This window comes from Rhodopseudomonas telluris (assembly GCF_042432815.1).
GTDB lineage: Bacteria > Pseudomonadota > Alphaproteobacteria > Rhizobiales > Xanthobacteraceae > Rhodopseudomonas > Rhodopseudomonas telluris.
Window position 1 is genome coordinate 67,992 of sequence record NZ_JBHLWM010000007.1, and the last position, 13,206, is coordinate 81,197.

Consider the following 13,206-nt stretch of genomic DNA (forward strand, 5'->3'; position numbering starts at 1 on the left):
CTCACGCCCGCAGCATCTTGCGGATCGCCGCGCCGATGCTGGTGAGGTCGTAGGGCTTGTTCACCACCACGACGTCCTTGTTCTGCTCGCCGCGCTGCAATTGTTCACCATAGCCGGTGGTGAACATGAACGGCACGCCGCGTTCGGCCAGCCGCTCGGCGATCGGCATGCTGCTTTCCCGTCCCAGATTGACGTCGAGGAGCGCGATCTCGAACGTGTCGCGGTCGATTTCGGCCAGCGCCTGCGCGACGGTGGCGGCCGTCGCGACGCGCGCCGCGCCGAGGCGCAGCAGGATGTCCTCCGCATCCATGGCGATGATCAGGCTGTCTTCCACCAGCAGGGCCGCGCCACTGAGCAGCGGTTTCTGATCGGGGCTTTCCGCGTAGATCGGCGGAGCAGTTTCCACCACCAACGGCTTGGCGTGCCGCTGCTCACTGACGTGCCGCGCCGGCACGCAGAGGTCCACCTCGACGCCGATGAGTTCGTAACGCACCCGCGCCTCGCCGCCGAGATCGTAGGGGACCGAGCGGTTGATGATGGTCGAGCCGAAGCCCTCGCGGCTCGGCGGCCGCACCGGCGGACCGCCACGTTCGCGCCATTCGATCCGCAGATCGCCATCGACGTCGAACCGCCAGTCGACGGTGACGCGGCCGCTGTCGGACAGCGCGCCGTATTTCGCCGAGTTGGTCATCAGTTCGTGGAACACCAGCGCCAGCGTGGTGAAAGCCTGCGGCTGCAATAGTACGTCCGGGCCCGCCACCTCGACGCGGTTGCTCTTGCCGCCCAGATAGGCGGCGGCCTCGGTCTCGATCAGCAGGCCGAGCGGCGCCGGACTCCAATTGTCCTTGGTGATCTGATCATGCGCACGCGCGAGGCTCTGGATCCGGCCGTCGAGCATGTTGAGCGCCGGGTGATACTCGCCGGGCTCGCGCGACTGGCGCAGCAGCCCACGGATCAGCGCGAGAATGTTGCGGACCCGATGATTCAACTCCGCGATCAGCAGATCCTGGCGCTCGGCGGCCCGCCGGCGCTCCTCCTGGGCTTCGTCGGTGATGCGCAGCACGATCTCGATCATCGAGATCCGCAGCATTTCGGCGACGCGGATCTCGGCCTCCGAGAACGGCTGCGAGCGGCCGCGCACTTCCTGACTCCACGCCTCGAAGCTCTGCCGCGGCGTGAGCCGCGCGCCGTGCGGGCCGTAACTCGCCGGCTTCATCGGATCGCCCGCCCAGGTGACGGTGCGGATCTTCTCCTGCCGGAACAGCAGGACGTAGTCGCGCGGCGTGCGCGAGATCGGAATCGCCAGCACGCCGGCGGCGACGTCGTCATAGGCCTGCGCGGTGGGGATCGTTCCGGCGAGGTGATCGGTCGCGTAGACTCGGCCCGCCGCCATCGCGTTCAGGCGGCGCACGATGGTACGCAGTTCGCCGGCCGGCGGGGTGAGGCCGTCCTGGGCGACGCGCCCGTCCATCCAGATCGCGATGCCGTCGTTCGGCACCGTGTCGTGCAGCATCGAGCCGAGCCAGTCGGGATTTTCCAGCAGGGTCGAATCGCCGGCGATCGCTGCCAGCAGCCGATCGCTGGCGGCGCGGGCGTTGTTCTCGTAGCCCGCCATCGCCTTGCGCTCGCGGCCTTCGAGCTTGAGCGCGAACATCTGGCCGAACAGTTCGGCAATCGAGCGGCGTTCGAAGCTGGGCAGGCGCGGCCCGTCGTAGTGATGACAAGCGAACAGGCCCCACAGCCGGCCCTCGATCACGATCGAGATCGACATCGAGGCGCGAACGCCCATGTTCTTGAGATACTCGATGTGGATCGGCGAAACCGAACGCAGCACCGACAGCGACAGGTCGATCGGATTGCCGCGCTCGTCGAGCCGCGGATAAATCGGCGCCGGGACCGCATCGACGTCGGCGATGATCCGAAACGGCGTGCGCAGATAAAGCTGCCGCGCCTGCTCCGGAATGTCGGAGGCCGGGTAGCGCAGATCGAGAAAGCTGCCGATGCCGGCCCGCGCGGATTCCGCCGCGACGGTGCCCGAGCCGTCGCTATCGAAGCGATACACCATCACCCGGTCGAAGCCGGTCAGCGCGCGAACCTGGCGGGCGCCTTCGTGCAGAAAGGATTTCTCGTCAGTCGTCGCGTCGAGCCGCGAGATCATCGCGCGGATCGTGCTGGCCGTATCGGGCTGGGTTTCCTCGACGCACGGTTCGGCCTCGACGATCACGCTGCGGCCCGAGACGTGGACCGCGAAATCGTAGCGCTGCCCCTTGCCCGGCAGTTCGTAGCCGAACACGCGCTCGACCGCATCGAGACCGCGCAACAGCGTCAGGCGGTTGCGCAAGGTGTGGACGGTCGAAACGCCGAGATGATCCGCGGCATGCGTGCCCAGCATCTCGTCGGCCGAAATGCCGAAGAAGTCGATCACGTTGGACGAGGCGCGCTGCACCAGCCAATCGGTGGACAGCGCGAGCAGGAACCCAAAGGGCTGGATCGCGCCGAGCTGATGGATGGGCTCGCGATCACAGTTGGTCAGATCGACTTCAAAGTTGTTGTTTCTGTCCGCCACACTCAACCTTTTCGCACCCACGCCGGCGGAGCGCATTCGCGGTGCGCGGGCCTGCCGACATGGTCTGATTCCGTGCCCCTCGGGTCGGAGGCCCTAAGATATTCGGCGAAATCTGCCGCCGCTCCCCACTCGGCGAGAGGTGATCCATGATGGAACTGAGCGGCATCATGGACCAACGAAGGCCGTGGCTGGTCGCGGCTGATAACGGCAAAGGCGCTCCGGAAGTTCCTTCAGCCCGCGCCGGGGAGGCCGTTGCGCAGACGAAAACGGCCGCACCGGTTCCATGTCGGACCCGGGCGGCCGTTCTGAATCGCTAAGTGTCCGGTGGCTTCAGGTGCGGGCGATGATCTCGCGTTCACCTGCGTAGCAGCGGGCCGGCTCGAGCAGTGCACCCACACGCCGGCGCACCAGAAAGCGCGGGCGGCGATGGCTGATGACGCAGCGGCGGCGGCGACGCGGCGCCGGCAGCCGCGGCGTGTCGTCCGGAAGCAGCGGCAGCGACAGGATCTCGCTCCACAGCGCCCGCACGCGTTCGATCTCGTCGGAATCTTCGCTGATATACAGCGGCACCGACAGCGACGGATCGCGATGCACCAGCATCAGCATCCGCACGTCGTCGAGGCCGCGGCAGATGATGCCGCGGAAGTCGCTGACCTGCACCTTGATGGCCATCCGCATGCCGGCCACGGCACGGTGCAGGATCACCCGTTCACGATGCAGTTCGATTTGCCGGATGCCGCCGTCGGCACGAATGTCGTGCGCGTCGTAGCGGATCGGAAGAGTGAGTGGGTCGAGCCGCAGAGCGCGGCTCGACCCGGCGGGATGACTCCCACCTGCTGTTGTTTGACGCCTCACGGCTGTGTTCTCCCCGCCGAAATTATGTTTTCGGTCGATGTGAGGAGCTTGCCAGAGCGGTGTCCGGAATCGCTTAAAAAGGCTGGTTAATCGAAGCTGACTCCGCTTGCTTCGGGACTCATGATTGACAGAAGCTTGGCTGGCATGATTGACGAAAACTTGCGCGAAAGCCGACAATGTTTGGTTCCGGCGCCGCCTAAAGTGCTTGAAGTCCGCGCCGAATAGGCACATCTCTGCTGTCCGAGGCCTCGATCCGGAGGCCTGCGCTCCACGCTTTCAGCCTTCAGGAATCTGTTTGTGAACTCTTCACCAGGCGCGGCACCGTCCTCATCCACATCTGCGGATCAAGCTCTGTTCGATCAGTCGGCGCTGAGCGAACTCGCACAGCGACTGGTCGAGGCCGCGCTACGCGCCGGCGCCGATCAGGCCGATGCCGTTGCAGTGCGCGGCGTCTCGCACGGCGTCGAACTACGCGACGGACGGATGCAGGAATCCGAACGGTCCGAAGGCGACGATGTGGGCCTGCGCGTGCTGGTCGGTCGCCGTCAGGCGGTGGTATCCACGAACGACATCACGGGCGATGGCGTCTCCAAGCTCGCCGAGCGCGCGGTAGCGATGGCCCGCGTTGCGCCGGACGACAAATATGTCGGGCTGGCCGATCCGTCGCTGCTCGCTCGTGATTTCCCGCAGCTCGACATGCTCGATCCGCAGGTGCCCTCGACGGCCGAACTCGAGCGCCGTGCACGCGCGGCCGAAGAAGCTGCGATGGCGGTGAAGGGCGTTGCCAAGTCGGGTGGCGCCTCGGCGTCGTCGGGCATCGGCGGGATGGTGCTGGTGACCTCGACCGGATTTCACGGCGCCTATCTGCGCTCGAGCCAGGGCGTGTCGATGACGGCGATCGCCGGCGAAGGCACCGGCATGGAGCGCGACTACGAATACACCACGGCGCCGCATGCCGAGGATCTGATGTCGCCCGAAACGGTCGGCCGGATCGCCGGTGAGCGCGCTGCGGCGCGGCTCAATCCGCGCAAGGTCGAAACCTGCAAGGTGCCGGTGATCTTCGATCCGCGCGTCGCCGGCTCGCTGGTCGGCCATCTCATCGGTGCGATCAACGGCGCCTCGATCGCACGCAAGACCTCGTTCCTGAAGGACCGGCTCGGCGACAAGCTGTTCCGCGACGGCATCCGCATCGTCGACGATCCGCTGCGCAAGCGCGGGCTGCGCTCGCAGCCGTTCGACGCCGAAGGCGTCGCGGTGAAGCCGCTCGCGGTGGTCGACGACGGCGTGCTGACGTCCTGGCTGCTCGATTGCGCCACCGCCCGCGAACTCGGTCTCAGCACCACCGGCCATGCGCATCGCGGCGTGTCGTCGTCGCCGTCGCCGGGCTCCTACAACGTGCATCTCGAAGCCGGCACGCTCAGCCCGGCCGAACTGATGAGCGATATCAAGCAGGGGTTCTACATCACCGACCTGATCGGGTCGGGCGTCAACGGCGTCACCGGTGACTACAGCCGCGGCGCCGCCGGTTTCTGGATCGAGAACGGCGAGTGCACCTACGCAGTCAGCGAAGTCACCATCGCGGGCCATCTATTCGAGATCTACAAGACGCTGACGCCGGCGAACGATCTCACCTTCCGCTACGGCGTCAACGCACCGACGCTGCGGATCGAGGGGCTGACGATTGCCGGACGCTAGTCCCGATATCGGACACGATGCCGAGGTGACCTCGCGCGATGCCGCGCTGCTGGCCGATACGGTTCGGGAAGCGGGCGCGCTGGCGCTGTCGATGTTCGGCAAGGATGTGCGGAACTGGACGAAGGGCGGCTCCTCGCCAGTGTCGGAGGCGGACATCGCCGTCAACGATCTGATCCGCGACCGGCTGCAATCGGCCGTGCCGGATTACGGCTGGTTGTCGGAAGAAAGCGCCGACGATCCGGCGCGGCTGGGCCGGCACCGGGTGTGGATCATCGATCCGATCGACGGCACGCGCTCGTATCTTGCCGGGCGTAGCGACTGGTGCGTCTCGGCCGCCTTGGTCGAAAACGAGTCTCCCGTCCTGGCCGCGGTGTTCGCGCCGGTGACCGACGACTTCTACTTCGCGGTGCGCGGCGAGGGCGCCACGCTCAACGGCGCCGCGATTCGCGCCAGCCTCGGCGTGGAGCTGGAGACTGCCCGGGTCGCGGGCCCGAAGCCGCTGATCGAGCGGTTGAGGCTGCCGGCCGGCGCGCAGATTCTTCCGCGGATCGGCTCACTGGCGCTGCGGCTGTGTGGTGTGGCCGATGATCGCCTTGACGTCGCTTTCGCGGGCGGGCAAAGCCGGGACTGGGACCTGGCGGCGGCCGATTTGATCGTTCACGAAGCGAATGGTAAACTAACCAGTCTCGCGGGCGAACCCATCGTTTACAACCGTCCGGAGGTCACGCACGGGGTGCTGCTGGCCGCCGGACGCGATCGTCATGCTCGAATTGTCGAGCATTTCCGCATTCGTCCTGGGAGCTGACCCGCTTTCGCCGTTTGCCGCTGAGGAAGTTTGATGCCCGACAATGCGCAGCAGTTGCTCCACCTCGTAATCGGAGGCGAGTTGGAGGATCTCGAGAACGTCACCTTCCGCGACCTCGACAAGGTGGACATCGTCGGGGTGTATCCGAGCTACGCGTCCGCCTTCGCTGCGTGGAAGGCCAAGGCCCATCAGACGGTCGACAACGCCCACATGCGCTATTTCATCGTGCACCTCCATCGCCTGCTGGATCCCGGCCAGGACGCGAAGCCGGCGCATTGACGAGGCTTGCTTTGCGATGACGAGCGCGTCACCTCCGCGGTGGCAGGCGGGGCCGTTGCTGGCCGATCCGTTGCCGATGACGCTGCGCGTCTATCAGACGTTGACCGCGGGTATCGCTCCGCTTGCGCCACTGCTGATCAGGCGGCGGCTCAAGCAGGGCAAGGAAGAGCCGGCGCGGGTCGACGAGCGCCGCGGCGTCGCCGCGCATGTGCGGCCGCACGGGCCGCTGGTCTGGATCCACGGCGCCAGCGTCGGTGAGGTGCTGGCCGCCGCCGGTCTGATCGAGCGGCTGCGGGCGCTCAACCTGCGGATCCTGCTGACCTCGGGCACGGTGACGTCGGCGGCGGTGGTGGCCAAGCGGTTTCCGCCCGACATCATCCATCAGTTCATTCCCTACGACGCGCCGCGCTTCGTCGATCGCTTTCTCGATCACTGGCAGCCGTCGCTCGGGCTTTTCATCGAATCGGATCTGTGGCCGAACCTGATCCTCGGCGCGGCCGCGCGGCGGTTGCCGATGGTGCTGATCAACGGCCGGATGTCGCCGCGCTCGTTCCCGCGCTGGCAGCGCGCCTCGGCGACGATCGGCACGCTGCTCGGCAAGTTCGATATCTGCCTCGCGCAGTCGCAGATGGATGCGGAGCGCTTCTCGGCGCTCGGCAGCCCCAATGTCGTCACCACCGGCAATCTTAAGATGGACGTCGATCCGCCGCCCGGCGATCCGGCGCGGCTGGAACGGCTGATGGCGGTGACGCGCGGGCGCCCGGTGATTGTCGCCGCCTCGACGCATCCGGGCGAAGAGGAGATCCTGCTCGACGTGCATCGCACGCTGGCCGGTGTGTTTCCGACGCTGCTCACGGTGATCGTGCCGCGGCATCCGCATCGCGGCGAGCAGGTGGCGAATCTGGTCCAGGCCGCCGGGCTGCAGCCGGCGCTGCGGTCGCGCGAGCAGCTCCCGACGGCGGCGACAGCGATCTATGTGGCGGACACGATGGGCGAGCTCGGCCTGTTCTACCGGCTGGCGCCGATCGTGTTCATGGGCGGCTCGCTGATCGAGCACGGCGGCCAGAATCCGATCGAAGCCGTCAAGCTCGGTGCCTCGATCGTGCACGGGCCGCACGTGGCGAATTTCAACGAGGTGTATCGCGAACTCGACGATGCCCACGGCGCGTTCATGGCGCCGGATGTCGACGCGCTGGTGCGGCGCTTCGGCCACCTGCTGTCGGACGCGCCGGCGCGCCAGGCGTCGATCGACGCCGCGAACCGGGTGGTCGAGCGGCTGGGGGGGGCGCTGGACCGCACCATCTCGGCGTTGGAGCCTTATCTGCTGCAATTGCAGATCGAGCAGGGCGCAGCCAATGCGTGAGCCGGCCTTCTGGCACCGGCCTCCGTCTTTGCTGTCCCGCCTGCTGCTGCCGCTCGGCGCGGTGTATGGCGAAATCACCTCGAGCCGTATGCAGAAGGCTGGCCGCGAAGCCGGCGTGCCGGTGATTTGCGTCGGCAACTATCATCTCGGCGGCGCCGGCAAGACGCCGACCACGCTGGCGCTGATCGATCTGCTGCGCGAACTCGGCGAGCGTCCGGTGGTGCTCAGCCGCGGATATGGCGGCCGGCTGCAGGGACCGATCGGCGTCGATCCGATGCGCCACGCGGCCGCCGATGTCGGCGACGAGCCGCTGATGATGGCGAGCCGCGTGCCGGTGGTGGTCGCGCGCGACCGCATCGACGGTGCGGCGCTGGCGCGCTCGCAGGGCGCGAGCGTGATCGTCATGGACGACGGCTTTCAGAATCCGGCGCTGATCAAGCATGTGTCGCTGATCGTGATCGACAGCCGCCGCGGCGTCGGCAATGGCTGCGTGTTTCCCGCCGGTCCGTTGCGCGCGCCGTTGCCGCTGCAGGTCGCGCGCACCGACGCGCTGATCATTGTCGGCGATGGGGAGGCCGCGAACGGCATTGCGGCGCAGGTCGCCGCACGCGGCGGTCCGGTGCTGCGTGCGCAGCTTCGGCCTGATGCCGGATCGATCGAAGCGTTGAAGGGGCGTCGCGTCTCGGCCTTCGCGGGGATCGGCGATCCGGAGCGTTTCTTTGCGACGCTCCGCGCCAGTGGTGTCGACGTCGCGAGGCAGCAGGCGTTCCCGGATCATCATCCGTTCACGCCCCACGAACTCGCGCGCCTTGCCGAACAGGCGCGCCGCGAGCGGCTGACGCTGGTGACGACCGAAAAGGATTTGTCGCGGATCGGTGCGGCGGCCACATCGTTCGGCGCCGCCATCGTGCCATTCGCCGTGACGCTGGCGTTCGACAATGCCGCTCCGCTTCGCGCGCTGCTACGCGAACGGATCAACCTGGTCCATTCGCGCCGGCGTCTCGGAGCCTGAGCTTCAGGATTTCAGCGTCCCGGCGTTCGGAAAGTGGCGCTCCAGAACCGCGGCCGGCGTGGCGTAGGCTTCCTTCAGGTCCACGCTCCAGTACTTCAGCTCGTCGAGCGGAATCTGGACCCCGGTCACGGCACAGCGGACATAGGTGCCCGGCGAGATCACGCGGAAATCACCGTCGAGATACTGCACCTGCGCTTCGCCCGAGCCCGATGGGCCAAATTTGTTGAGCACGGCTGTCTCCTGGAATTCTGGCTTTTCGCGCGAAGCGGGTCGCGCGGATAACGTGCGACACATAATCCATTTTGGCCCGAATCCAAATCGTGTCGCTCCCGGAGGTCGAGCGCCGCCGCTCATCCCGGCCTCATCCTGCTATCCGACACCCGCCGACCGCGGCAGACTGCAATCCGGCCACCGACTTGTGATGGTTCGGGCGCACCGCCACATGATAATCTTCGCTTCGGCAGGTCTTTCGACGTCTGGAGCTTTGCCGGAACCCTGATGATGCGCCTGCCTCTCCTCCTGTCGATCGCCGCCTGGGTCTGCGCCGGCCATGTCGCGATCGCGGCGCCGGCCGCTCCGGAAACGGTCGAGATCCCCCGCTCAGGCGGCGTTCTGCGTGCACAGCTCTACAAGCCCGAGGGCGACGGCCCGTTTCCGGCCGTGATCGCGCTGCACGGCTGTGCCGGACTCGGCAGCCAATCGGTCGCGGTCCGGCCGCGCTATGCCGATTGGGCCGAGCAATTGCTGAAGACCGGCCACGCGGTGCTGCTGCCGGACAGTTACGGCTCGCGCGATGTCGGCCCGCAATGTCACGCCAAGACGCGTCGGGCCACGGCGCGGCGGGAGCGGCTGGCGGATATCAGCGCGGCGCGGCACTGGCTCGCCGAGCAGCCCTGGATTCACCGTCAGCGCATCGGCCTGGTTGGTTGGGACACCGGCGCCACCGCGCTGCTCTGGGCGGTCCGCCCGCAACTGGCGCTCGCCAAGGGCGAGCCGGAGTTTCGCTCGGCCGTCGCATTCTATCCGGATTGCCGAACTTCGGCCCGGCTGGGATGGAGCGCCCGGGTGCCGACGCTGGTTCTGATCGGCGGCAATGACGACATCACCTCACCCTCCGCCTGCCGCACCATGGTGGATGGCGCGCAGGGCCGCAGCGCCCTGGCGCGGCTGGTGGTCTATCCCGGCGCATATCACGATTTCGATCTGAACGGCGTCAAGCCGCACCTCACCAGCGCCGCCGATCCCGAAGTGCCCGAGCAGGGCCATCTCGGCTTCGATCCCGCTGCGCGCAGCGACGCCGAAAAGCGGCTCGCGCATTGGCTCGGGCGCTAAGGCCCGCCGCTTTCGACTTCAGAACAGCGAGCCTTGGTCGGCCGGTTTGGCCGCGCGTTTCGGAGCCGCCTTGTGAGAGGCGGCTTTGGGCGCGGACGGCCTGAGCGCCTCGCCGCTGGCATCCCCGCCATCCGCGGTGACGCCGATCCGGCCGTCGGCGAATTCGACGCTGAGCCGGGCACCGGCGCTCACCGCCGCGGCGGCATGGACGGCATGTCCCTCCGCGTCCCGCACCAGCGCGAAGCCGCGTGCCAGCACGCCGCGATAGGACAGCGCGGTCAGCAGTTTTCCGGTGGTATCGACGCGGGCCCGCTGGCGCTCGAGCAGCGTCGCCAGCGCCCGCCGGGCGCGCTCGCCGAGTCGCAGCATCCGCTCGCGCTCGCCTGCGATCCGCATCCGCTGCGCCTGATCGTTGGCGAGCTTGGAGGCCTGCAGCCGAATTGCCAGCCCGTCAAAGCGGTCGCGGCGATGCCGCAGCACTGCGCGCGTGCAGTGCTGCAGGCGTTGGCCGCTGACGCTGAGGCGGTGCGCGCTGTGTGCGACCTGGGCGCGGAGAACCTTCAGCGTCATGCCTGCCGCCGCCTGAGCGAAGCGGCGGTGATGCGCGTGGGTGTTGGCGCGCAGCGCCCGCGGCAGCCCGGCCGACGCGCCGTCCAGCCGCTGCCGCGGCACCGCCAGCAATTCGTTGGCGGCTGGCAGCGCGCGGGCGGCGGCGCGCAGTTCGTTGCGACGGGCGTCCTGGCTGCGCGACCAGCACAGCATCATCCGGCGCGAGAAACCGCCGACCTCGACGAACAACTCGGCGCGCACCGGCACCGCCATCTCGGCCGCGGCGGTCGGCGTCGGCGCGCGCTTGTCGGCGGCGAAATCGATCAGCGTGACGTCGGTCTCGTGGCCGACCGCGGAGATCAACGGGATCATGCTCTCGGCCGCAGCGCGGACCACGATCTCCTCGTTGAACGACCACAAATCTTCCAGCGAGCCGCCGCCGCGCGCGACGATCAAGAGATCAGGGCGCGGGATCTTCCCGCCCTCCGGCAGCGCGTTGAAGCCGCGGATCGCGGCCGCGACCTGCTCGGCGGAGCCTTCGCCCTGCACCTTGACGGGCCACACCAGCACGCGGCGCGGGAAGCGGTCTTCGAGCCGGTGCAGGATGTCGCGGATCACAGCTCCCGTGGGCGAGGTGACGACGCCGATCACCTCGGGCAGCCACGGCAGCAATTGCTTGCGCGCCTCGTCGAACAGCCCTTCGGCGCCGAGCTTGCGCTTGCGCTCTTCCATCAGCGCCATCAGCGCGCCGACGCCGGCGGGCTCCAGCGCCTCGATCACGATCTGATATTTCGACGAGCCGGGGTAGGTGGTCAGCTTGCCGGTGGCGATGACCTCGAGGCCCTCCTGCGGCTTGAACCGCATCCGCCCGACGACGCCCTTCCAGATCACCGCCTCGATCTTGGCGCTCTCGTCCTTGAGGGCGAAATAGCAATGCCCGGACGAATGCGCGCCGCGAAACCCGGAAATCTCGCCGCGCACCCGGACGTGCCCATAGGTGTCCTCGACCGTCCGCTTGAGCGCCTGCGACAGCTCGGAGACGGTGAATTCGCCGACATTGGCAAGGGTTTCGGGGGCAAGCAGTCGGGCCATGCGATTCGCGTTCCTGGTTCGCCGGCAAGTTAGGGATTTGCGCTCCGCTCGCCAATCAACCCTTGCTGACCGATTTACTCTGTCGTATAGAGTTCTCTATATTCAGGCAGGGAGGCCAGCATGGCGGTCGTTCGGACGATGCTTCGCATCGGGATCTTCGTCTCGGCCGGAATCGGTATCGCGGCGATCGCATTGGCGGCCGCGATCGCGGTGCCGGTCACGGCGCCTCCGCCTTTGGCGTCGATCGACGAGGGCGCTCGCGCAGTCGATCGCAGCGCGATGCCCGCGCTGTCCCGCTTCCAGGTCCGCGACGGCACCGAGCTGGCCTACCGTCGCTACAAGCCGCAGCGCGACGGCATCCGCGAGGTGGCGATCGTCGTCCACGGCTCGGCCGGCTCCAGCATCGCAGTGCATGCGCTGGCGCAGGCACTCGCGGCCCGCGGCATCGAAACCTTCGCGCCGGATATCCGCGGTCATGGCGGGTCCGGCACCCGCGGCGATATCGGCTATCGCGGACAGCTCGCCGACGACTTTGCCGATCTCCTGGCGATGGTGCAGTCGGCCCGTCCAGGCGCGCCGCTGGTCCTGATCGGCCACTCCTCCGGCGGCGGCTTCGCGCTGCGGATGGCGGGCTCGCCGACCGGCCGCGCGCTCGCCCGCACGGTGCTGCTGGCGCCGTATCTCGGCTATCGCGAGGCGACCAACCGGCCGCAAAGCGGCGGCTGGGCAGCGCCCGACATGCCGCGCATCGTGGCGTTGCAGATGCTGCAGAGCGTCGGCTTCGCCTGCTGCGACCAGCTTCCAGTGATCGCCTTCGCGGTGCCGCCGGGCTCGGAAAAATACGTCACCACCACCTATTCGTTCCGGCTGCTGACCGGGTTCGGACCGGGCCGCGACTTTCGCACCGACCTCGCCGGCGCCACCGGCCCGATCACCGTGCTGGCCGGCGCGGCCGACGAACTGATGCGGCCGGAGAACTACCAGTCGACGATGGGCGAGCGCGTCCGTGTGAAGCTGCTGCCGGGCGTCGATCACATGGGCATCGTCGCCGATCCGTCGGCGTTGTCCAGCATCGTCGATGTCGTCGTCGGCGGCGGAGCCGGCACATGAACGGCATCGACGCCAAACAGGCCGCCGCGGCGCTGTCGGACATCGAGACGATCGTCCGGCAGGTGCGCCAGTCGCGGATCTACGACCTCACCAGCCTGATCCTGATGCAATGGGGCGCGCTGGTGATCGCCGGCTACATCGCCTCCTATGCGTGGCCGCGCGCCGCCGGCTGGGTCTGGATCGCCGTCAACGTCGTTGGCGTCGCCGGCACCTTCGCGATCGGCATGCTGGCGCGCCGCCGCAGCGGCGTCGGCTTCGATGCCCGGATTCCGCTGGCGTTGCTGCTCTTCCTCGCGTTCGGCTATCTCAATTGCTATCTCGGCCATTTCGGCCCGCGTGAGCTCGGCGTGTTCTGGCCGATTTATTTCATGACGGTTTACAGCATTGCCGGCCTGTGGTTCGGCCGTGCCTTCGTGGTGATCGGCGTCGGCATCATCATTCTGACGCTCATCGGCTATTTCTACGTCGGACCGTGGTTCGACTTGTGGATGGCCCTGGTCAATGGCGGCGGCCTCATCCTCGGCGGCCTGTGGATGCGCCGGGACTGA

At 67.7% G+C, this 13,206-nt stretch carries 12 protein-coding genes; 8 read left to right on the plus strand and 4 right to left on the minus strand.

What is annotated here, in order from left to right; genetic code table 11:
- Position 1 precedes the first annotated feature (1 nt).
- Positions 2-2,566 (minus strand): HWE histidine kinase domain-containing protein, encoded by a 2,565-nt coding sequence (locus ACFFJ6_RS17600; RefSeq protein WP_378390154.1) that lies wholly within the window; start codon positions 2,564-2,566, stop codon positions 2-4.
- A gap of 330 nt (positions 2,567-2,896) precedes the next feature.
- Positions 2,897-3,421 (minus strand): DUF6101 family protein, encoded by a 525-nt coding sequence (locus tag ACFFJ6_RS17605; protein ID WP_378390211.1) that lies wholly within the window; start codon positions 3,419-3,421, stop codon positions 2,897-2,899.
- Between the two features lie 297 nt (positions 3,422-3,718).
- Here ACFFJ6_RS17605 and ACFFJ6_RS17610 point away from each other — a divergent pair, with 297 nt between their 5' ends.
- From ACFFJ6_RS17610 to lpxK, 5 genes are read left to right on the plus strand one after another with little or no spacing between them, the layout of a single operon-like run.
- Positions 3,719-5,116, plus strand: coding sequence for a TldD/PmbA family protein (locus ACFFJ6_RS17610; RefSeq protein WP_378390157.1), 1,398 nt, complete (start codon positions 3,719-3,721; stop codon positions 5,114-5,116).
- Positions 5,103-5,921, plus strand: a complete 819-nt coding sequence (locus ACFFJ6_RS17615) for a 3'(2'),5'-bisphosphate nucleotidase CysQ (RefSeq protein WP_378390160.1) — start codon at positions 5,103-5,105, stop codon at positions 5,919-5,921. The genes ACFFJ6_RS17610 and ACFFJ6_RS17615 overlap by 14 nt, the downstream gene beginning before the upstream one ends.
- 33 nt (positions 5,922-5,954) lie before the next feature.
- Positions 5,955-6,200: a DUF4170 domain-containing protein gene (locus ACFFJ6_RS17620; RefSeq protein WP_054165384.1), complete on the plus strand. Its 246-nt coding sequence runs from the start codon at positions 5,955-5,957 to the stop codon at positions 6,198-6,200.
- A gap of 16 nt (positions 6,201-6,216) precedes the next feature.
- Positions 6,217-7,563: a 3-deoxy-D-manno-octulosonic acid transferase gene (locus ACFFJ6_RS17625; protein ID WP_378390161.1), complete on the plus strand. Its 1,347-nt coding sequence runs from the start codon at positions 6,217-6,219 to the stop codon at positions 7,561-7,563.
- Entirely contained in the window at positions 7,556-8,575 is a 1,020-nt protein-coding gene (gene lpxK / locus ACFFJ6_RS17630) for a tetraacyldisaccharide 4'-kinase (protein ID WP_378390163.1), read from the plus strand. The genes ACFFJ6_RS17625 and lpxK overlap by 8 nt, the downstream gene beginning before the upstream one ends.
- A gap of 3 nt (positions 8,576-8,578) precedes the next feature.
- Here the strand turns inward: lpxK and ACFFJ6_RS17635 are convergent, their stop codons facing one another.
- Entirely contained in the window at positions 8,579-8,806 is a 228-nt protein-coding gene (locus ACFFJ6_RS17635) for a DUF2093 domain-containing protein (protein WP_378390165.1), read from the minus strand.
- A gap of 270 nt (positions 8,807-9,076) precedes the next feature.
- Here ACFFJ6_RS17635 and ACFFJ6_RS17640 point away from each other — a divergent pair, with 270 nt between their 5' ends.
- Positions 9,077-9,907 carry a dienelactone hydrolase family protein gene (locus tag ACFFJ6_RS17640; protein ID WP_378390168.1) on the plus strand — a complete coding sequence of 277 codons (831 nt, stop codon included), beginning with the start codon at positions 9,077-9,079 and terminating at the stop codon, positions 9,905-9,907.
- An 18-nt stretch (positions 9,908-9,925) separates the two neighbouring features.
- Here ACFFJ6_RS17640 and xseA read toward each other — a convergent pair whose 3' ends face one another.
- Positions 9,926-11,548, minus strand: coding sequence for an exodeoxyribonuclease VII large subunit (gene xseA, locus ACFFJ6_RS17645; protein WP_378390170.1), 1,623 nt, complete (start codon positions 11,546-11,548; stop codon positions 9,926-9,928).
- A gap of 120 nt (positions 11,549-11,668) precedes the next feature.
- On the opposite strand from xseA, the gene ACFFJ6_RS17650 reads away from it, so the two are divergent.
- Together ACFFJ6_RS17650 and ACFFJ6_RS17655 are read left to right on the plus strand one after the other, a co-directional pair.
- Positions 11,669-12,658, plus strand: coding sequence for an alpha/beta hydrolase (locus tag ACFFJ6_RS17650; protein ID WP_378390172.1), 990 nt, complete (start codon positions 11,669-11,671; stop codon positions 12,656-12,658).
- On the plus strand, positions 12,655-13,206 hold the full coding sequence (locus ACFFJ6_RS17655; RefSeq protein WP_378390174.1) for a hypothetical protein: 552 nt from the start codon (positions 12,655-12,657) through the stop codon (positions 13,204-13,206). Before ACFFJ6_RS17650 ends, ACFFJ6_RS17655 begins: the two co-directional genes overlap by 4 nt.